15 protein-coding genes are annotated in these 19277 nt (G+C 60.6%); all 15 read right to left on the bottom strand.

The features are described 5' to 3' along the window. Positions 1–11: 11 nt before the first annotated feature. The 15 genes from ABCR88_RS09045 to ABCR88_RS08975 all read right to left on the bottom strand — a co-directional run bounded on the left by ABCR88_RS09045 (position 12) and on the right by ABCR88_RS08975 (position 19264). Positions 12–800, bottom strand: a complete 789-nt coding sequence (locus ABCR88_RS09045) for a ParA family protein (RefSeq protein WP_011060009.1) — start codon at positions 798–800, stop codon at positions 12–14. A 50-nt stretch (positions 801–850) separates the two neighbouring features. After that, positions 851–1735, bottom strand: a complete 885-nt coding sequence (gene motD / locus ABCR88_RS09040; protein ID WP_011060008.1) for a flagellar motor protein MotD — start codon at positions 1733–1735, stop codon at positions 851–853. Between the two features lie 2 nt (positions 1736–1737). Continuing rightward, positions 1738–2478, bottom strand: coding sequence for a flagellar motor protein (locus ABCR88_RS09035; RefSeq protein ID WP_011060007.1), 741 nt, complete (start codon positions 2476–2478; stop codon positions 1738–1740). After that, entirely contained in the window at positions 2478–3599 is a 1122-nt protein-coding gene (locus ABCR88_RS09030; protein ID WP_011060006.1) for a chemotaxis response regulator protein-glutamate methylesterase, read from the bottom strand. Before ABCR88_RS09030 ends, ABCR88_RS09035 begins: the two co-directional genes overlap by 1 nt. Before the next feature lie 47 nt (positions 3600–3646). Further along, a complete protein-coding gene (locus ABCR88_RS09025; protein WP_350404440.1) occupies positions 3647–5938 on the bottom strand; it encodes a chemotaxis protein CheA in 2292 nt (763 codons plus the stop codon). 12 nt (positions 5939–5950) lie between these two features. Continuing rightward, positions 5951–6739 (bottom strand): protein phosphatase CheZ, encoded by a 789-nt coding sequence (locus tag ABCR88_RS09020; protein WP_011060004.1) that lies wholly within the window; start codon positions 6737–6739, stop codon positions 5951–5953. A gap of 30 nt (positions 6740–6769) precedes the next feature. Further along, positions 6770–7141 carry a chemotaxis response regulator CheY gene (locus ABCR88_RS09015; RefSeq protein ID WP_003183998.1) on the bottom strand — a complete coding sequence of 124 codons (372 nt, stop codon included), beginning with the start codon at positions 7139–7141 and terminating at the stop codon, positions 6770–6772. Positions 7142–7306: 165 nt separating this feature from the next. Beyond that, a complete protein-coding gene (gene fliA, locus ABCR88_RS09010) occupies positions 7307–8047 on the bottom strand; it encodes an RNA polymerase sigma factor FliA (protein ID WP_011060003.1) in 741 nt (246 codons plus the stop codon). Next, positions 8044–8874 carry a flagellar synthesis regulator FleN gene (gene fleN / locus ABCR88_RS09005; RefSeq protein WP_011060002.1) on the bottom strand — a complete coding sequence of 277 codons (831 nt, stop codon included), beginning with the start codon at positions 8872–8874 and terminating at the stop codon, positions 8044–8046. The genes fliA and fleN overlap by 4 nt, the downstream gene beginning before the upstream one ends. 118 nt (positions 8875–8992) lie before the next feature. Then, complete coding sequence (flhF, locus tag ABCR88_RS09000; RefSeq protein WP_011060001.1) at positions 8993–10315, bottom strand: flagellar biosynthesis protein FlhF; 1323 nt, start codon at positions 10313–10315, stop codon at positions 8993–8995. Positions 10316–10326: 11 nt separating this feature from the next. Next, the gene (gene flhA / locus ABCR88_RS08995; protein ID WP_041116689.1) at positions 10327–12456 is read right to left on the bottom strand and encodes a flagellar biosynthesis protein FlhA; all 2130 of its coding nucleotides are present in this window, start codon (positions 12454–12456) and stop codon (positions 10327–10329) included. Between the two features lie 144 nt (positions 12457–12600). Continuing rightward, positions 12601–16119: a glycosyltransferase gene (locus tag ABCR88_RS08990; RefSeq protein WP_325985690.1), complete on the bottom strand. Its 3519-nt coding sequence runs from the start codon at positions 16117–16119 to the stop codon at positions 12601–12603. Between the two features lie 100 nt (positions 16120–16219). Next, positions 16220–17455 carry an FkbM family methyltransferase gene (locus ABCR88_RS08985; protein ID WP_041116686.1) on the bottom strand — a complete coding sequence of 412 codons (1236 nt, stop codon included), beginning with the start codon at positions 17453–17455 and terminating at the stop codon, positions 16220–16222. 58 nt (positions 17456–17513) lie between these two features. Beyond that, positions 17514–18134, bottom strand: coding sequence for an acetyltransferase (locus ABCR88_RS08980; RefSeq protein WP_041116684.1), 621 nt, complete (start codon positions 18132–18134; stop codon positions 17514–17516). Beyond that, entirely contained in the window at positions 18131–19264 is a 1134-nt protein-coding gene (locus ABCR88_RS08975) for an aromatic ring-hydroxylating dioxygenase subunit alpha (protein ID WP_171820691.1), read from the bottom strand. The genes ABCR88_RS08980 and ABCR88_RS08975 overlap by 4 nt, the downstream gene beginning before the upstream one ends. Between the last annotated feature and the right edge of the window lie 13 nt (positions 19265–19277).

Genomic DNA, 19277 nt, shown 5'->3' with positions numbered 1-19277 from the left:
AACGCTTCACGTCAAGCCACCTGCGCCACGAGCTGCTGGGCCAGCAAGTGCTTGAGCAAGGCCTTGTAGGCCAGTACGCCGCGGCTCTTGCCATCGAATTGCGAAGGGGTGACCCCGGCCCGGCTGGCGTCGCGCAGGCGGGTATCCACCGGAATGTAGCCTTGCCAGATCTCCTCGGGAAACTTGTCCCGCAGTACCCGCAGGGTGCCCAGGGAGGCCTGGGTACGGCGGTCGAACAGCGTCGGCACGATAGTGAACGGCAAGGGTTGCTTGCGCGAGCGATTGACCATGGCCAGGGTATTGACCATACGCTCCAGGCCCTTGACCGCCAGGTGCTCGGTCTGCACCGGGATCACCAACTGCTGGCTGGCCGCCAGGGCGTTGACCATCAGCACCCCGAGCAACGGGGGGCTGTCGATCACCGCATAGTCGAAATCCTGCCACAGCTGCGCCAGGCTCTTGGCGATCACCAGGCCCAGGCCGCTCTGCCCCGGCGACTGGCGCTCCAGGGTGGCCAGCGCGGTGCTGGACGGCAACAGCGAAATACGCTCGTGGCTGGTGCCCAGCAACAACTGGCCCGGCAGGTCCTGGGGCACATTGCCCTTGTGCAGGAACAGGTCGTAGCTGCTGTGCTCCAGGCTGTCCGGGTCATAGCCGAAGTAACTGGTCATGGAGCCGTGGGGGTCGAGATCGACCACGACCACACGCTTGCCCGCCTCGGCCAGCAAGCCGGCTAAAGCGATGGAACTGGTGGTTTTACCGACACCACCCTTTTGATTGGCAACTGCCCAGACTCTCATTCGGTTGGTTCCTCCCGCCCGGCCACAGCGGGGCGAGACATAGCGCTAAGTTATAAAGCAGGTGACGGAGAATTGACGGCGCTTCCCTGTACCGGCGTTTTGACCGGGGTTGGTGCAGTTTGTGTGCCAGCACGCTTGAGTGCCGCATCCGGTGTTGCATGGGCGGTGCCGGTACCGGTCAGGCTGCGGCGCACATCCAGGTTGCGCGACACCACCAGCACCACCCGGCGATTGCGCGCCCGGCCTTCGGCGGTGGCGTTGTTGGCCACTGGCTGGAACTCACCGTAGCCCACCGAGGCCATGCGCGCCGGGTTCACCCCCTGCATCGCCAGCATGCGCACGATGCTCGCCGAACGGGCCGAGGACAGCTCCCAGTTGGTCGGGTACTGCGCGGTCTGGATCGGCAGGTTGTCGGTGAAGCCCTCGACATGGATCGGGTTGTCGAAGGGTTTGAGGATCTTCGCCACCTTGTCGATGATGGTGAACGCCTGGTCGCTGGGCATGGCATCGCCACTGCCGAACAGCAGGCTGGAGTTGAGCTCGATCTCCACCCACAGTTCATTGCCGCGCACGGTCATCTGGTTGGAGCTGATCAGGTCGCCAAAGGCTGCGCTGATGTCATCGGCGATGCTTTTCAGCGGGTCGCTGGCCCCGGCGATGCCGGCGTCGGTCTGGTCGCTGTCCTTGACCAGGGGCTTGGCCGGGGTAACGGTCTTGGGACGCTCGTCACCGATGGGAATCGGCTTGAGGCTACGATCGGAGTCGGTGAAGACCCCGATCAAGGCTTCGGAAATGACCTTGTACTTGCCCTCGTTGATCGAGGAAATCGAGTACATGACCACGAAAAACGCGAACAGCAAGGTAATGAAGTCGGCGTAGGAAACCAACCAGCGCTCATGGTTGACGTGTTCTTCTTGCTGGCGACGACGGGCCATAATCAGTCCATGAAGCCTTGCAGCTTCAGCTCGATGGAGCGGGGGTTTTCGCCTTCGGCGATCGACAGGATGCCTTCGAGGAGCATTTCCCGGTAACGCGACTGGCGCAAGGCAACGGATTTCAGCTTGGCGGCGATCGGCAGCAGCACCAGGTTGGCACTGGCCACCCCATAGATAGTGGCGACGAAGGCCACGGCGATGCCGCTACCCAGCTGGGATGGATCGGCCAGGTTGCCCATCACGTGGATCAGGCCCATTACCGCGCCGATGATGCCGATGGTCGGCGCATAGCCGCCCATGCTCTCGAACACCTTGGCGGCCTCGATATCACGACTTTCCTGGGTATAGAAATCCACTTCGAGAATGCTGCGGATGGCTTCGGGTTCGGCACCGTCCACCAGCAACTGCAAGCCCTTGCGCGCATAACTGTCAGGCTCGGCATCCGCCACGCCTTCCAGGCCCAGCAGGCCTTCCTTGCGCGCGGTGAGGCTCCAGTTGACCACCCGATCGATGCCGCCCGGCAGATCGACCCGGGGCGGAAACAGGATCCAGGCAAGGATCTGCATGGCCCGTTTGAAGGCGCTCAGCGGCGACTGCAGCAGTGCCGCGCCGATGGTCCCGCCGAGCACGATCAGTGCCGCCGGACCGTTGGCCAGGGCCGACAGGTGCCCCCCCTCCAGGTAGTTGCCACCGATGATGGCGACAAATGCCATGATGATCCCGATAAGGCTGAGCACATCCATCAGAGACAGGCCTCGACCAGGTGCCGGCCGATGTCGTCCAGGCTGTACACCGCATCCGCCAGGTTGGCCTTGACGATGGCCATGGGCATGCCATAGATCACACAGCTGGCCTCGTCCTGGGCCCAGACCGCACTGCCGCCCTGCTTGAGCAGACGCGCGCCTTCGCGACCGTCGGCGCCCATGCCGGTGAGCACCACCGCCAGAACTTTGTCGCTGTAGGACTTGGCCGCAGAGCCGAAGGTAATATCCACGCACGGCTTGTAGTTCAAGCGCTCATCGCCCGGGAGAATCTTCACCGCACCGCGACCGTCGACCATCATCTGCTTGCCGCCAGGCGCCAGCAGCGCCAGGCCTGGACGCAGGATGTCGCCATCCTCGGCTTCCTTGACGCTGATGCGGCAGAGCTTGTCCAGACGCTCGGCAAAGGCCTTGGTGAAGGCCGCCGGCATATGCTGGATCAGCACGATAGGGGCCGGGAAGTTGGCCGGCAGCTGGGTCAGGACCCGCTGCAGCGCCACTGGGCCGCCTGTGGACGTACCAATGGCCACCAGCTTGTAGGCCTTGCGCTTGGGTGCCGGCGAATTCGCACTGGCCGCCGGCGCCGCGGCGCGGGCCGGAGCGGGTGCGGGAGCTGGCGAGCGCGAACTGGCGAAGCTCGAAGGAGCAGGTGCCGGCGCACTCGCCGGCTGCGGTGCCGGAGCACTGTAGCTGCTGAAGCGCCGATTGCTGCGCGAGATACTGTGGACCTTCTCGCACAGCAACTGCTTGACCTTCTCGGGATTGCGCGAGATGTCCTCGAAGTTCTTCGGCAGAAAGTCCACCGCCCCGGCATCCAGCGCATCGAGGGTCACTCGGGCGCCTTCGTGGGTCAGGGAGGAGAACATCAGGACCGGCGTCGGGCAGCGTTGCATGATGTGCCGCACTGCGGTGATGCCATCCATCATCGGCATCTCGTAGTCCATGGTGATCACGTCCGGCTTGAGCGCCAGGGCCTGATCGATCGCCTCTTTACCATTGGTCGCCGTGCCGACGACCTGGATATTCGAATCCGCTGAAAGAATTTCCGAGACGCGGCGGCGGAAAAAACCCGAATCGTCCACCACCAGGACTTTGACTGCCATAAACACTCCGTTAGGTGGGGCGAGGCCAACCGCCCCTCCCCGCCGAATCAAATACGCCGTGCGGCGTAACGCTTGAGCATGCTCGGAACATCGAGGATCAGAGCAATGCGGCCGTCACCGGTAATGGTGGCGCCGGACATGCCCGGGGTTCCCTGAAGCATTTTGCCCAAGGGCTTGATGACCACTTCTTCCTGGCCCACCAGTTGATCGACGACAAAGCCGATCCGCTGGGTACCCACCGAAAGGATCACTACGTGGCCCTCGCGCTGCTCTTCATGAGCGGCGGAACTGACCAGCCAGCGTTTGAGGTAGAACAGGGGCAACGCCTTGTCGCGCACGATCACCACTTCCTGGCCGTCCACCACGTTGGTGCGCGACAGGTCGAGGTGGAAGATCTCGTTGACGTTGACCAGCGGGAAAGCGAATGCCTGGTTGCCGAGCATGACCATCAGGGTCGGCATGATCGCCAGGGTCAACGGCACCTTGATGACGATCTTCGAGCCCTGGCCCTTGGTCGAATAGATGTTGATCGAACCATTGAGCTGGGAAATCTTGGTCTTCACCACGTCCATGCCCACACCGCGACCGGACACATCGGAAATCTCGGTCTTGGTGGAGAAGCCCGGGGCAAAGATCAGGTTGTAGCACTCGGTATCGCTCAGGCGGTCGGCGGCATCCTTGTCCATCACGCCGCGCTTGACGGCGATGGCGCGCAACACGTTCGGGTCCATGCCCTTGCCGTCATCGGAGATCGACAGCAGGATGTGGTCGCCTTCCTGTTCCGCCGCCAGTACCACCTTGCCGCCACGGGACTTGCCCGAGGCTTCGCGCTCTTCCGGCGATTCGATGCCGTGGTCCACCGCGTTGCGCACCAAGTGCACCAGCGGGTCGGCCAGGGCCTCTACCAGGTTCTTGTCGAGGTCGGTTTCTTCCCCCACCAGCTCCAGGTTGATCTCTTTCTTGAGCTGCCGGGCCAGGTCGCGAACCAGGCGCGGGAAGCGCCCGAAGACCTTCTTGATCGGCTGCATGCGGGTCTTCATCACCGCGGTCTGCAGGTCGGCAGTTACCACGTCGAGGTTCGACACGGCCTTGGACATGGCTTCGTCGCCGCTGTTGAGGCCCAGGCGCACCAGGCGGTTACGCACCAGCACCAACTCGCCCACCATGTTCATGATTTCGTCCAGGCGCGCGGTATCGACACGCACCGTGGTTTCCGCTTCGCTGGCAGGCTTTTCCGCCGGCGGGGCCGCAGCGGCGGCGCGAGCCGGTGCCGGTGCCGCAGCAGGAGCAGCGGCAGCTTTCGGCGCCTCGGCCTTGGGCTCGGGCTTCTTCGCCGTCGGCTTGGCGACGGCAGCGGTGGCCGCCGCAGCCGGAGCCGCAGTAGCCGCGGCTGGCTTGGCCGCACCCGGGGTTTCGGAGAATTTGCCCTTGCCGTGCAACTCATCCAGCAGGGATTCGAATTCGTGATCGGTGATCAGGTCGCTACCGGCTGCGGCTGCGCTTGGTGCGGCTGCGGCTGCGGCAGGAGCGGCAGGCGCCGCCGCCACGGCCGAATCCAAGGCCTCCACGGCGAAGTTGCCCTTGCCATGCAACTGGTCCAGCAATGCTTCGAATTCATCGTCGGTGATCTCATCACCTGCGCCAGCCGCACCACTGGTGGCACTGGCCGCGGCCGGTGCCACGGCATCCGGGGCGAACTGGCCCTTGCCGTGCAACTGATCGAGCAGGGATTCGAACTCGGCGTCGGTGATTTCATCGCTGGCCGGCTCGCCCTGGGCCGCAGGTGCGGTGGCAGGCGCTGCTTCGGCTTCGGCCTTGGCGGCATTCAGCGAGTCAAGCAACAGCTCGAATTCGTTATCGGTGATGTCCCCTGCCGGGCTTTCTTCAGCCACAGGCTCGGCAACCGGCTCAACCACCTCTTCCACAGCAGGTGCTGCAGGCTCGGCACCGGCAGGTTCGGCCAGGCGCGCCAGGGCCGCCAGCAACTCCGGTGTGGCAGCGGTGATTTCGGTGCGCTCACGGACCTGGCTGAACATGCCGTTCACCGCGTCCAGAGCTTCAAGCACCACGTCCATCAGTTCCGAGTCGACTCGCCGCTCACCCTTGCGCAGGATGTCGAAGACGTTCTCGGCGATGTGGCAGCACTCCACCAGCTCATTGAGCTGGAGGAAGCCGGCGCCCCCTTTAACAGTGTGAAAACCGCGAAAAATTGCATTGAGCAAGTCCGCATCATCCGGCCGGCTTTCCAGCTCGACCAGTTGTTCGGACAGTTGCTCTAGAATCTCGCCGGCCTCAACCAGGAAATCCTGAAGGATCTCTTCATCGGCGCCGAAGCTCATTAATGGGTGCTCCTAGAATCCAAGGCTGGAAAGCAAATCGTCTACATCGTCCTGACCGGACATAACGTCTTCCCGTTTATCGGCATGAATCTGCGGACCTTCACCCTTGGCGAGATGTTTTTGCGGATCTTTTTCAGCGAGGATCGATTCACGGTCATGTTCGATACCGGCGAAACGATCGACCTGGCTGGCCATCAAGACGAGTTTGAGCAGATTGCTTTCGACTTCCGTGACCAACTGGGTCACACGCTTGATCACCTGACCGGTCAGGTCCTGGTAATCCTGCGCCAGCAGAATGTCGTTGAGGTGGCCGGAAACGGTACGGGTTTCCTGTTCGCTGCGCGTCAGGAAACTGTCGACCCGGCGCGCCAGCTCGCGAAACTCTTCAGCGCCGACCTCGCGCCGCATGAAGCGCCCCCAGTCTGCGCTCAAGGCCTGGGCTTCAGTGCTCAGGCCGTTGACCAGCGGGGTGCTGCTCTCCACCAGGTCCATGGTGCGGTTGGCTGCGGCTTCCGTCAGCCGGACCACATAGGACAGGCGCTCAGTGGCATCCGTGATCTGTGAAACTTCCTCGGCTTGCGGCATGTGCGGGTCAATCTGGAAATTGACGATCGCGCTATGCAGCTCGCGGGTGAGCTTGCCCACTTCCTGGTACAGGCCGCGGTCACGGGTCTGATTGAGCTCATGGATCAATTGCACCGCTTCGCCGAACCGGCCCTTTTCAAGGCTCTCGACCAGTTCTAGCGCATGTTTTTTCAGGGTCGACTCAAAGTCGCCCAGTGAAGATTCGTTATGCTCCATAGCTCCCCCGTGGCGGAATGGCTACGCGTCTCAACCGATGCGTTCGAAGATTTTTTCGATCTTCTCTTTCAACGCCTGAGCCGTGAATGGTTTGACGACATAGCCGTTTACGCCGGCCTGGGCAGCTTCGATGATCTGCTCGCGCTTGGCTTCAGCAGTCACCATCAATACCGGCAGGTGCTTGAGTTTTTCATCGGCGCGCACGTGGCGCAGCAGGTCGATACCGGTCATGCCCGGCATGTTCCAGTCCGTTACCAGAAAGTCGATGCTCCCGCTGTTGAGTACCGGAATGGCGGTAGTGCCATCGTCGGCCTCGACCGTGTTGGTGAATCCCAGATCACGCAACAGGTTCTTAATGATCCGCCGCATCGTTGAAAAGTCATCAACGATGAGGATTTTCATGTTCTTGTCCAATTCGACCTCCAAGCAGTCTTAAACGCATTCAGCACCTGAACGCGCCATTCAATCAATCCGGCATAACACACAACGACTGCATGGAGCACATACTGCAAGACCGGTGCAGCGCTTGCTTCACCGGTCCTGAACGCAGTGTCCCCACACTGCCTGTCAGCGCGCTCGCCACTCCCCCAAACGCCCCCGCAAACGGGCTGCGCACTGGCTGTGTAACTGGCTGACCCGCGATTCGCTGACCCCCAGGACCTCACCGATTTCCTTGAGGTTCAGCTCCTCGTCGTAGTACAGCGCCAACACCAGTCGCTCGCGCTCCGGCAAATTGGCAATCGCATCCGCCAACGCGGCCTGGAAGCGTTCATCCTCCAGGTCCCGTGACGGTTCGAGATGAGCACTGGCGCCATCCTCATGCAGCCCTTCATGCTCGCCGTCCTGCAACAGGTCGTCGAAACTGAACAGGCGACTGCCCAAGGTGTCGTTCAAAATCCCGTAATAATCGTCGAGACTCAATTGAAGTTCGGCCGCAACTTCATGATCTTTAGCGTCACGACCGGTTTTAGCTTCAATTGCGCGAATCGCATCACTGACCATGCGCGTATTACGGTGCACCGAACGCGGTGCCCAGTCGCCTTTACGAACCTCGTCGAGCATCGCCCCACGGATACGGATACCCGCGTAGGTTTCGAAACTCGCCCCCTTGCTCGCGTCGTATTTGGTCGACACTTCGAGCAAACCGATCATCCCGGCCTGAATCAGGTCTTCTACCTGAACACTGGCCGGCAACCGCGCCAACAGGTGATAGGCAATACGCTTGACCAGAGGCGCGTAGCGCTCGATCAATTCGTACTGGCTGTCACGCGCCGACTTCTTGTAGAGGTTGTAGCCACTGGCAGTCATAGCACCGGTCCCGCTGTTTGATGCACTAGCCGCTCGACAAAAAACTCCAGATGCCCGCGTGGGTTCGCCGGCAACGGCCAGGTATCGACTTTTTGCGCGATGGCCTTGAACGCCAATGCACACTTCGAACGAGGAAAGGCTTCATAGACCGCACGCTGCTTTTGCACGGCCTTGCGTACGCTTTCGTCGTAGGGAACTGCGCCGACGTATTGTAAGGCCACGTCCAGGAAGCGATCCGTGACCTTGGTCAATTTTGCAAACAGGTTGCGACCTTCCTGAGGGCTCTGAGCCATGTTGGCCAGGACCCGGAAACGGTTCATGCCGTAGTCGCGGTTGAGCAGTTTGATCAGCGCGTAGGCGTCCGTGATCGAGGTCGGCTCGTCACACACCACCAGCAGCACTTCCTGGGCCGCGCGGACAAAGCTGACTACCGAGTCACCAATACCCGCAGCGGTGTCGATCACCAGCACATCGAGATTGTCGCCGATATCGCTGAAGGCCTGGATCAGGCCAGCGTGCTGCGCGGGGCTCAGGTGCACCATGCTCTGGGTGCCCGAGGCGGCCGGTACGATGCGGATGCCTCCAGGGCCCTGGAGCAGCACATCGCGCAGTTCGCAACGGCCCTCGATGACGTCGGCCAGGGTATGTTTGGGAGTCAGGCCCAGCAGGACATCGACATTGGCCAGTCCCAGGTCGGCATCCAGCAGCAAGACCCTCCGGCCGAGCTCAGCCAGAGCCAGGGACAAGTTCACTGACACATTAGTCTTGCCGACGCCACCTTTGCCGCCGGTCACCGCAATCACCTGTACGGGATGCATGCTGCCCATGTTCTTTCTTTACCTTGTCTTACTTAGACGGGGCCACATAACTGGCTGCGCGTTCACCATTGGAACAATGCATGGCAGACCATCAATGTAGATACACTGCAATCTATTCATGATTACCTCAGCCAACCCGTTTGGACGGGCTGTGGTAAAGGTCAGCGAACATGTCGGCCATGGCTTCCTCGCTGGGTTCTTCCTGCATCTGTACGCTTACCGCGCGACTCACCAGCTGATGCCGGCGAGGCAGGTGCAGATCGTCAGGAATCCGCGGACCATCGGTGAGATAGGCAACCGGCAGTTCATGACTGATGGCCAGGCTCAACACTTCGCCAAGACTGGCTGTTTCATCAAGTTTAGTCAGGATGCAACCGGCCAGGCCGCAGCGTTTGTAGCTGTGGTAGGCGGCGGTCAGCACCTGTTTCTGGCTGGTGGTAGCCAGTACCAGATAGTTCTTCGCACGAATGCCACGACCGGCCAGGCTCTCCAGTTGCATGCGCAACGCCGGATCGCTGGCCTGCAGGCCGGCGGTATCGATCAGCACCACGCGCTTGCGCAGCAACGGATCCAGTGCCTGGGCCAGGGACTGGCCCGGGTCCACATGGGTCACCGATACATTGAGGATGCGCCCCAGGGTCTTGAGCTGCTCCTGGGCGCCGATGCGGTAGCTGTCCATGCTCACCAGGGCAATGTTCTGTGCCCCGTACTTGAGCACGTAGCGCGCCGCCAGCTTGGCCAGGGTGGTGGTCTTGCCCATGCCGGCCGGGCCGACCATGGCGATCACGCCGCCCTCTTCCAGAGGCTCGACTTCCGGGGTCTGGATCATTCGCGCCAGGTGCGCCAGCAACATGCGCCAGGCCTGACGGGGTTCGTTGATTTCGGTAATCAGTGCCAGCAGGTCGCGGGCCAGCGGGCCCGACAGGCCGATGCGCTGCAGGCGACGCCAGAGGTTGGCCTGCTCCGGACGGCTGCCCTGCAACTGGCTCCAGGCCAGGGAGCCGAGCTGCACTTCCAGCAGTTCGCGCAGACCGTTGAGCTCGAAACGCATCGAGTCCAGCGCCCGCGTATCGGCTGGTGGCGCTGCAGGAGCCGGCGCCGGGCGCGGACGTTCGGTCAGGGTCGGCTCGATCAGGGGTTCGGCCGCGGTCAACGGCAGGCCGGCGAACAGCTGGCGATTGGTGATCGAGGCACTGTCGCCCTCGCCCCGCAGGCTCAGTTCGGCCTGGGCGGTGACAATCCGCGACTGGGTCTTGCGCAGCTCGTCCTCGAGTTCCATGTTCGGAACCCGTGGCGACAAGGCCGACAACTTGTAATCCAGCGCAGCCGTCAGCTCGACACCGCCGGCGATCCGCCGGTTGCCGATGATGGCGGCTTCAGCGCCCAACTCATCACGAACCAGTTTCATGGCCTGACGCATATCGGCGGCGAAAAAACGCTTAACTTGCATAACCCACTACCTCAGCCGTTGGGCCCTACTGTCGCAACGATGGTCACTTGCTTGTTGTCCGGAATTTCCTGGTACGCCAGCACATGCAAACCCGGGACGGCGAGACGGCCGAACCGCGAGAGCATGGCGCGGACCGGCCCCGCTACCAACAGAATCACCGGTTGACCTTGCATCTCTTGACGCTGCGCCGCATCGATCAGCGAACGCTGCAGCTTCTCTGCCATGCTTGGCTCCAGCAGAACGCCTTCTTCCTGGCCTTGTCCTGCCTTCTGCAGACTGCTGAGCAAAATTTGTTCCAACCTTGGCTCCAAGGTGATCACAGGCAGCTCAGACTCAGTGCCTACAATGCTTTGGACGATGGCACGAGACAATCCGACGCGTACCGCGGCAACCAAAGCGGCAGTATCTTGACTCTTGGCGGCATTGTTGGCGATGGCTTCGGCAATGCTGCGGATGTCGCGTACCGGCACCTGCTCGGCCAGCAGCGCTTGCAGGACCTTGAGCAACTGCGACAGAGACAGCACGCCCGGCACCAATTCCTCGGCCAGCTTCGGCGAACTCTTGGACAACACTTGCAGCAACTGCTGGACCTCTTCGTGGCCGATCAGTTCGCTGGAGTGCTTGTACAGAATCTGGTTCAAGTGGGTGGCGACCACGGTACTGGCGTCCACCACGGTGTAGCCCAGGGACTGCGCCTGCGGCCGTTGGCTGATTTCGATCCACACCGCTTCCAGACCAAAGGCCGGGTCCCGAGCGGAGATGCCGTTGAGCGTGCCATAGACCTGCCCCGGGTTGATCGCCAGCTCGCGATCCGGATAGATCTCCGCTTCGGCCAGGATCACCCCCATCAGGGTCAGGCGGTAGGCGCTCGGCGCCAGGTCCAGGTTGTCGCGGATATGCACCGTGGGCATGAGAAAGCCCAGGTCCTGGGAGAGCTTCTTGCGCACCCCCTTGATCCGCGCCAGCAATTGCCCGCCCTGGTTGCGATCCACCAGGGGAATCAGGCGGTAACCGACTTCCAGGCCGATCATGTCGATCGGCGTCACGTCGTCCCAACCCAACTCCTTGGTTTCCAGGGCTCGGGCAGGGGAAGGCAGCAGATCCTGTTGACGCTGGACCTCTTCCAGAGCCTTGACCTTGACCTGATTCTGCTTTTTCCAGACCAGGTAAGCGGCGCCACCGGCCACGGCCGCCAGGCTGAGAAAGGAGAAGTGCGGCATGCCCGGCACCAGCCCCATCACGGCCATCAGGCCGGCTGCCACCGCCAGCGCCTTGGGCGAAGCGAACATCTGCCGGTTGATCTGCTTGCCCATGTCTTCGGAACCCGAAGCCCGGGTCACCATGATCGCCGCCGCAGTGGACAGCAACAGTGATGGCAATTGCGCCACCAAACCGTCACCGATGGTCAGCAAGGCGTATACCCGGCCCGCATCACCAAAGCTCATGTTGTGCTGGAAGATACCAACGGCCATGCCGCCGATCAGGTTGATGAACAGAATCAGCAAACCGGCGATGGCGTCACCGCGCACGAATTTGCTGGCACCGTCCATGGAACCGTAGAACTCGGCCTCCTGGGCCACTTCGAGACGGCGCAGCTTGGCCTGGCTCTGGTCGATCAGGCCGGCGTTCAAGTCAGCATCGATGGCCATCTGCTTGCCGGGCATGGCGTCCAGGGTGAAGCGCGCACTCACCTCGGAAATACGGCCGGCACCCTTGGTCACCACCACGAAGTTGATGATCATGAGGATCGCAAAGACCACGATACCGACCACGTAGTTGCCGCCGATCACCACCTCACCGAAGGCCTGGATCACCTTACCGGCAGCGGCGTGGCCATCCTGGCCATGGAGCATCACCACCCGGGTCGAGGCCACGTTGAGCGCCAGTCGCAACAGCGTGGCCACCAGCAGGATGGTCGGGAATACCGCGAAATCCAACGGCCGCAGGGCATAGACGCAGACCAGCAGGACCACGATCGACAGGGCGATGTTGAAGGTAAAGAATACGTCCAGCAGGAACGGCGGCACCGGCAACATCATCATGGCCAGCATGACCAACAACAGCACCGGTACACCCAGGTTGCCCTGGCCGAGACCGGCCAGGTTACTGCGAGCCGTGTTGATTAACTGAGAGCGATCCACCGATTTACCCCGTTCCGTAAAGCAAACTTTTGACGCCTGAAGCGGCACGGGGCTGCTACTGCAAGAAACCTTCCAACTTTTACCGAACGGAAATATGGCGCCGGCATTGAGCTGAAAATGCCGGAAACCTCAGAGTGGCCGTGATTAATCCGGCAGCCAGGCAGCACGCCACGCCATCAAAGCGCTAGCGTCCAGCATCCAGTCGCGCCGGACGACTTCACGCAGGGCATGCCCGGCCCGGGCATTGGCCTGTGGATCATCCAGATGCATGCGGATGGCCGCCCTCCAGTCCTGGAAGTGATTGGCAACCCGAGTCACCGGCAAATCACCGCGGAAACATGCCAGATCACTGCAGATGACCGGATAACCACAGGCGCCATACTCCAGGAGCCGCAGGTTGCTCTTGCACTCGTTGAGCAGGCTCTGCTGCATGGGCGCTACTGCCAGATCCAGATTCAGCCTGGCCAGTGCCGCCGGATACAGGCTGATCTCCACACCACGATGCACTTCCTTGACATAGGGCAGCAGTTCCTCGGGACAAGCCCCCATGAACACCCAGTCGACTTCCGTCGCCAGGGCTTTCACCACCTCGCCGATCACTTGAAGATTGGCCAGCTGCCAGTCCGCGCCCGCCCACCCTACCCGGGGCTTGTCGCCGGCACACCGCTGGCTGCTCGGCAACGCCCCCCAGCCCTGCTGGTCCAGGCGACTGTGGATGACCCGGGTATCCGGATGCAGGCCATGCAGAGCGTCGGCCAGGGCTTCGGTGGACACCACCAGGCGATCGACGCAGGCCGCGGCTTCGCGCAAATAGTAGGAAATATCCCCAGGCGTCATCCCCTGGGCAGCCTCCCCAACAGCCAGGCTTGGCAGGTGATCGTTCAGCTCAAAGACCTTGAAACTGCGCGAGAAGGCTTGCGCACGACGCATGGCGCTGAGCGACTCCTCGCCGATGTGGCGCTGGAAAACCATCGAATCCGGGGCCACTCGCGCCAGTTCGGCCGGCGATAACAGCGCCATCGACAGCACTCCGTCGATCAGGCCCGCCGAACTCTGCTCCTCCATCGGTCGAATGGCCCGATAGTGACCACTGCCATAACGATCCGAAGGATGCACCAGCACCACTGGCAACGGGCGCCAGATCAGCGGACGCCAACTTAACGACGGCTCGGCCAGTTGGAAGCCCTTTGGCTGCCCCAGGGAAAAATTCAGGTTGTAGGCCGGGTCCCGCGCCAGCACCGAAAGCCAGCGCTGGGCCAAGGCATCTTCATCCCGCGGCGCAAACGCGGCCGGCGGTGTACCGTGCATGACCCGCGCACGCGGCGTCCACACGGTCAGATAACCATGGCCCGCCAGGCGCAGGCACAGGTCAATATCCGCTCCCGCCTCAGGGAACAGCTCGGCATCCCAGCCACCCACCCCATCAAACAGGGCTTTACGTACCATCAGGCAGATGTCGGCGACCGCACTGCAATTGCGATCCACCTGCAAGCCATTCATGTACCCGGCAGCGTCGGCCTGCTGCCCGGCAAATGCTGCCGCCCCGCCGGCCGCCAGCCCCAGGATCAATCCGCCATGGCTCACTTCGCCATCACTGGAGAGCGCTTTGGCCCCCACTACCGCCACCTCCTGGCGCAGCGCGTGATTCAACAGCGCATCAATCCAGCCACCGTCGAAGATCGCCGTCAGCGCACGCAGGAATACCAGATATTCACCAGAAGCCTGCTGCGCCCCCAGGTTGTTGGCGGTGGAACGATCCACGGCATAAGGCAGGCTGACTACCCGGATACGCTCAGCCGACAGCTCCGCGACAGCCTGCAACCACTGCCTTGCCTCTGCGGCCTGACAGGCGTTATCGACGATCAGCAACTCGTAGAAAGGGTAACGGGTGTGCTCCAGGACACTGAAAATACAGCGCTGCGCCGCCGCAAGGTCGTCACTCACCACCACCACGATCGATACCAGGGGGCGGGCCTGGTGCCCGTAGTCGATCAGATAGTGTCCCGCAAGCGAGCTGTCGACCTGCGCGCTGGCATAGCCACGCTGCGACAGGTGCTCGACCAGCGCACGGCGCTCATCTTCATTTTCATCCAGGGCCACGGGCGGACAACTCAGCAGCAATTCCGGGATATGCCCGAAACCGTCAATGCCACCTTGATTGATCAGGCGCAGGATCAGCTCGAACTCCAGGGCCCGCGCGTAGGCACCATCAAAACCACCCGCCTCGATCAGCACCCGACGCCTGAAGATCCAGTGACGCCCCAGCACCCCCGGCAAACTCAGCAGGTAATCCAGGTTGAAGTCCGGGCGCAGCATGACCCCCGTGTCGCCATTGGCTTCTCGCAGCACGCCATCACAGAACACTGCACGGCAGTCGGGATCCGGCAGCAACTCCAGGCTGGCAACCAACAGACCGCTTGGCGTGAACTCATCACCGGCGCGGACCAGCACACACCATTCGCATGCATCTTCTTGCAGCAAACGATTGACCTGTTCTGCGTAGTTCGCCTGAACCGGTGTGAAGTGCAGCTCGGCGCCGCCGGCAACCAAGCCAGGCGCCTCATGCCCCAGTACCGTCACTTTCAGTTGCACAAGCCCCTGCGGCTGCGCCGCCAGGCTATGCAGGGTGCGCGCCAGCGCCTGGGCATCCGCGGCCAGATCAAGGACGATGATGCCGATTGAAGGAGCACCGCCGCCGGACTGCAGATAGCCCTCCATCAAATGCAACTGGATCGGGCTTGGCACCCGTTGCTCGATCCAACTGTTGATCTGCCGGTCGGCCACGCCCTTGGCGTAACTCTGGCGCAGAGCAGCCAGGATATCCACCGGCTCGAACCTGTCGCCGCCATACAGGGAACGCACCGAAACCAGATGGTTATCCAGCCCCCCGCGATGCCAGCCCAGTTCGCGCAATGTCCGTTTGAAATCAGCGTGCCCCTGGTTACCGATACCCGGCTTGTCGCGCCCCTGCTGACTGCCCTGCTGCAGGGACACTCGGAAATCGGTCAGCGGCTGCTTCAGCAACGCCAGGTTGCCCTTTTGCAGCAGCTTCACATACATCGCCAGGTCGCCCACCCAATAGATCAGGCAACCATTGAGCGACATCAGGCCTTCCCCCAGCGCCAGCAGATCCTCTCGGCGACAAAGCACACAACTCGGCTCGCCGATGAAGTTGAGGCTATGGTCGGCCAGCAGGCTGGTCAGCTCCTTGCCATCGATAACCACATCGGTAGCGAAAGGCAGGGATGTGGCCAGGGCATCCGGCTGCGGGACCCCGTCGGAATCGATCAGGCGGCGACGCGAAGACGCCATGGCCACAGAAGGATCTGACTCCATCGCAGCCACCAGTTGCGCGACACATTCAGGGTGCAATACATCGTCGTCATGGAGGAACTTGATGTACTTTCCACTGGCGACTTTTATGCACTCAATGGCATTGAAGAGCTCGCCGCGCAGAGACTCATTGAACTCATAGCGAATCGGAAAAGAGCAGGACTCCTGGTAACGAGCCGTGCACTCACGGATGGTTCCGGTACGCGAGTCATCGCATACCACCACCTCCAGATGCTCGTAGCTCTGCGCACAGACACTGGCCAGCGCCGCTTCAAAGTAAGTTGCCTTGTAAGCAGGAATGACCACACTGACCAGTGGCTTTGCGCTCATATAAACCTTCTTGCTAGTTAATGCCGATAGCCCGCCACCTTCGCTCGAGTGGCACAGGCCCAATCAAATGGCGCGCCAATGCAGCGCGCCAGAACGCAGATCAATAGAAGTAAAGGCAGGTATCCCAGCGCTCTTCGGTGTGGTGGCGCAGGCCAATCTTGTAATCGCCACGCACACTTTCGACAAAACGGGTGATATCCAGCAAATCGCCAGACCGGTGATAAGCCGAAATGGCCATTTTCGGGCGCCCACGACTGATGTGCTCACGAGCCCCCTGCAAGGCCTGCAATTCCGCCCCTTCGATGTCCATCTTGATCAGCGTCGGGCTGTCATCAAGCAATGAATCCAGACGGCGCACATCGACATCCCGGCAGATGGCCTGGGCAGTGGCGGCAGATAACAGGTGACCGCCGTGCCCGCCCTCATGCAAGAACGGCATCTGCCCGTCTTCGTTGCTCAACGCACAACCCAGCAACTCGATGGCACCTGACTGTGCAGGCGCGAGAGTACCGTTATAACCACTGATGAACGATTGAATGGTGGCCCGATTGACTTCATCCGGCTCGATCATCCAGATCTTCTGGAAGCGGCCGTCGGTCGCATCGAGAAAGGCCTTGGCGGACTCGGCAATCGAGGCGCCACAGTCGGCGAAGCGCTCGTTCTGATCAGGCAGCCACAAGCCGGAACGGAAATACAGGGTCAAGTAGGGCTTGGCAGCGTTGAGTATCCACTCGGGGTCGCACGTCAAATGGCCGAGCAAAACGCTGAACAGGGTGAAGCGGGAATAGTCATCGTCCAGGCGCCGCCCAAGAGCGATCAACTCCTGGGCGTGAGCAACAATGTAGCTGCCCCAGTCATCAATCCGATGGTCGCTCGCCGGATTGATTGAAAGCAGCCGCAAGCCCTGCTCAAAGTTGAGCATGGGGATGTTGTTGCGCAGCGCCAGGCTTTTGAAATAACGCCGGGAGTGATCATACCGACAGCCATTGATACTGATCAGCGCAGTATCCCGGGCCAACTTCAGGAAGGCATCCGAACTGATCACCGGAACGCCATGAAAGCTTTCCATCTTGCCGGCCTTGAAGTCGTCGACCACGGCAACAATCCGCACCTTGCCGGCCGCTTCATTGATAAAGAGTTGAGAGAACTGGGTCGTTCCCAACAGCACGACTTTTGTTTCACGCCCATTTGCGTCGTAGACATGACAGGCCTCAGGCGCAATACAGAAGCGCGGATCATATTGATACGCAGAGACCGCCCGCTGAAAGATGGTGACCAGGTTTTCGTAGTTACCAGCCACTTCCAGCCCTTTAACACCAGCATAATTACTCGGCATACCCACTCCAGAAACGGCCCACCCAATTGCCCGGGCAAATCCGCGAAATAATCAAGGTTCAGTTTTTCAGGACTCTGGCGCCGTCGGGCATCAGGGCATCGTAAAAGGACTTGTCAGCAAGGACTTCCGGCAACTTTCCCCCCAGCAGCCACTCACAATGGCGACCAACTTTCGTACCCGCCAGCGCAAAGCTGCCAGCGGACAGCGTGGTGCCCCTGCCGATTTCCACACCGCGCCCCAGGGTTACACCCGCCTGCAAGGTCACACAGGCCCCTAACTGCACGGAGTAATCCAGGGTGACCTGACGATCAAGCCAGGAGCCCAGCCCCACTACGGCGTCACCGGCCAGATTGCAGCCTGCGCCGATATAGACATTGCCTTGCAGTACGACAGTTTCTTCAACAATGGATCGAGGCGAAACCAGGTTGAACAGGCGATACCCCGCCAGACGAACCTGGGCAATCAGCTTGTGTCTCGAGTAGTTGACCGCACGCTCATCCAGCGCCACAAACACTTCGAAGTCTTGCGCCGGATACTGGCTGAAGAAGTCATCCAGCTGAAAGTTGTAACGATCAGCCGAAAGCAGGCGGTGCTGCACATGGGGCAGGCCCAACTCATTCGCCATGTGGCAGGCATGCTCAAAGGCCCAGCCCTCCCCCAGCACGATATGGCGAGTCATGGGCGCTCTCCCAATACATGAGTTCTATACCAGAGGTGCTGTTGAACGATATGCGCCTCATACTCGCCATGCATGAAGCGCCGGGAGTGCTCACCGAACCCGTCCTGCAAACGCTCCAGAACAACCGTATCCTCGGCTATGACCTTGCGCTCGCCACGAATCAGCGTCGCCAGCAAGGCAGTAAAGTCGGTACGTACATCCTTGCGTGTGGCAGTCATCATCCACAGGTGATAGTCGGTAACCCCAGGGGATACGGGATCGTACTGCTGAAGCAGAAAGTGATCACCCTTGACACTACAAAAGTTGACATTGGGATAAATGAACCAGTTGTAGTAGGCATGTTCATTGCCATACTTTTCGCACAAGGGGGCAAACCAATTCTCGTAGGGCTTGATTATGGACTTGTTACTGTAACTCAGCGAATCAAGTTCAGGAGGCTCAGCAGCTAAAACCAATCTAACCACTTCAGAACTTCCATCTTCGCCGACCACAGGAATTTCCTTGACCATTTGACTCATGACCGGCATGAAAGTTTGAGGGTGAATAAAAGGGACATGATTATAATCCTTAACATTCTCCATATTTAACTTCCAGTTATACCGGACCTGATGGCAGCTATAAATAATCTGAGAATCCAGATGAGCAGATACATCTTTCAATTGCTGGATAAACTCATCCGTAAATTGCTTGTTCAGTGCAATTGGATTTTCTGAAAAACTGACAAACAACAACTGGCCGACTTCCTCCAAGTGAAGTTTTTTCAGGCAAATCTTTTCTCGCTCAGCGGCACTGAACTGGTAAAGACCATGGTTGGGTATACCTCGCAACTCACCCTCGGCCCCAAACGACCAAGCATGGTAGGGGCAAACCATCGGTCGCTTGCCGACACTTTCAGTCTGGATAGGCGATAGCCGATGCGGGCACTCATTGATAAAAGCCCGAATACCAGCCTCGGTTCTCTGAACAAGGATCGGAACACCCGCGACCTTGCGGGTGAAAAACTGATTGCGCTCACGCACCATCGACGTAAACCCGACAAAAGTCCATAACGAACCAAACAGGTTGGCACGCTCGCGAGAAAAGGTTTCCGGGGATGTGTAATGACTTGAATCCAAAGCATGGCGCGACATAGAGCGTATCCAC

Source organism: Pseudomonas sp. W17 (genome assembly GCF_040268305.1).
GTDB classification, from domain to species: Bacteria; Pseudomonadota; Gammaproteobacteria; order Pseudomonadales; family Pseudomonadaceae; genus Aquipseudomonas; species Aquipseudomonas protegens.
Note: the sequence above shows the minus strand (reverse complement) of the source record. Positions and strands in the feature narration are given on the sequence as shown.

Coding starts and splice junctions, on each gene's coding strand:
- ABCR88_RS09045 (WP_011060009.1), bottom strand. CDS start 800: ATGAGAGTCTGGGCAGTTGCCAATCAAAAGGGTGGTGTCGGTAAAACC.
- motD (WP_011060008.1), bottom strand. CDS start 1,735: ATGGCCCGTCGTCGCCAGCAAGAAGAACACGTCAACCATGAGCGCTGG.
- ABCR88_RS09035 (WP_011060007.1), bottom strand. CDS start 2,478: ATGGATGTGCTCAGCCTTATCGGGATCATCATGGCATTTGTCGCCATC.
- ABCR88_RS09030 (WP_011060006.1), bottom strand. CDS start 3,599: ATGGCAGTCAAAGTCCTGGTGGTGGACGATTCGGGTTTTTTCCGCCGC.
- ABCR88_RS09025 (WP_350404440.1), bottom strand. CDS start 5,938: ATGAGCTTCGGCGCCGATGAAGAGATCCTTCAGGATTTCCTGGTTGAG.
- ABCR88_RS09020 (WP_011060004.1), bottom strand. CDS start 6,739: ATGGAGCATAACGAATCTTCACTGGGCGACTTTGAGTCGACCCTGAAA.
- ABCR88_RS09015 (WP_003183998.1), bottom strand. CDS start 7,141: ATGAAAATCCTCATCGTTGATGACTTTTCAACGATGCGGCGGATCATT.
- fliA (WP_011060003.1), bottom strand. CDS start 8,047: ATGACTGCCAGTGGCTACAACCTCTACAAGAAGTCGGCGCGTGACAGC.
- fleN (WP_011060002.1), bottom strand. CDS start 8,874: ATGGGCAGCATGCATCCCGTACAGGTGATTGCGGTGACCGGCGGCAAA.
- flhF (WP_011060001.1), bottom strand. CDS start 10,315: ATGCAAGTTAAGCGTTTTTTCGCCGCCGATATGCGTCAGGCCATGAAA.
- ABCR88_RS08990 (WP_325985690.1), bottom strand. CDS start 16,119: ATGAGCGCAAAGCCACTGGTCAGTGTGGTCATTCCTGCTTACAAGGCA.
- ABCR88_RS08985 (WP_041116686.1), bottom strand. CDS start 17,455: ATGCCGAGTAATTATGCTGGTGTTAAAGGGCTGGAAGTGGCTGGTAAC.
- ABCR88_RS08980 (WP_041116684.1), bottom strand. CDS start 18,134: ATGACTCGCCATATCGTGCTGGGGGAGGGCTGGGCCTTTGAGCATGCC.
- ABCR88_RS08975 (WP_171820691.1), bottom strand. CDS start 19,264: ATGTCGCGCCATGCTTTGGATTCAAGTCATTACACATCCCCGGAAACC.